Source organism: Indibacter alkaliphilus LW1 (assembly GCF_000295935.2).
GTDB lineage: Bacteria > Bacteroidota > Bacteroidia > Cytophagales > Cyclobacteriaceae > Indibacter > Indibacter alkaliphilus.
The window spans coordinates 1-1,040 of the sequence record NZ_ALWO02000001.1 but is presented as its reverse complement, the minus strand read 5'-3'; the positions used below and the strand labels follow the sequence as shown (position 1 = coordinate 1,040).

At 38.4% G+C, this 1,040-nt stretch carries 1 protein-coding gene; it reads left to right on the top strand.

Translation table 11 applies throughout. From position 1 onward, the window contains the following. Positions 1 to 114 precede the first annotated feature (114 nt). A complete protein-coding gene (locus tag A33Q_RS00005) occupies positions 115 to 1,035 on the top strand; it encodes an IS1595 family transposase (protein ID WP_009036504.1) in 921 nt (306 codons plus the stop codon). Positions 1,036 to 1,040 lie beyond the last annotated feature (5 nt).

The following is a 1,040-nucleotide window of genomic DNA, read 5'->3' as shown; positions in this document are numbered from 1 at the left end:
TATGAATATCCGCCTACATACAAGTGGGCAAATTTTATACTTTGACAATAAGTGTCAATAACTTTCAGGGCTGAATTGTAAGTGTTTAATTGGCTGTAAATAAATAAGAATGCCATGAATATTCTACAATTCAATGAAAGATATCCTGATGAGGCAAGTTGCATTCATTACTTGAAGGAACAAAGGGAAAGAGAAGGTGTCATATGCAAGAAATGTAATTCCAGGGATCACTACTGGCTTAATTCCCTCAATATGTTCCAATGTAAACATTGTGAATTTAGGACAGGGCTGAAAAATGGTACTATTATGGAAAACAGTAAGTTGCCATTGAGGACCTGGTTGCTTGCAATGACACTTGTAAGTGCAACCAAGAAGGGATTTAGCTGCCTTGAACTACAGAGGCAGATGGGTCATAGCAGATACGAGACTGTTTTCAGACTGTATCACAAGCTCCGGGAAGCAATGGGTAAACGTGACAGCCAATATAAACTTGAGGATATGGTCGAATATGATGAGGCTTTTGTAAGCAAGGCAACAAAATCTTCCGAAAAGACGAAGCTGAAGAAAGGCCGTGGAAGCCAAAAACAAGCTTCCGTCGCTGTCATGGCTGAATCATCTATTCTTGAAGACTTAATTACCGGAGAAAAGGACAAAAGCTGCAGATATTTCAAGATGGTCAAAATAGATAACTTGAAGGCAAAAACAGCCGAAAAACTGATAAAAGGACTGATAGACAAAAAAGCCGTGCTCCAGACTGATGAAAGTACGACTTATTCTAACATAGAAGATTGTATCGATGTTCATGTAAGCGAACTATCCTCCACAAAAGAGGGCAAGTTCAACCTCAAATGGGCACATATAGCAATAAGCAACCTTAAAAGGGATCTAACGAAGTACCATATGGTTTCAGAAAAGATGCTTCAAAACTATCTCAATGAATTCTGCTATAAACTAAACAGAAGATACTTTGGTGAAAAACTCTTTGACAGACTGGTTATTGCAAGCATTTGCCCCTACTTGTATACAAGCGGATAATCATA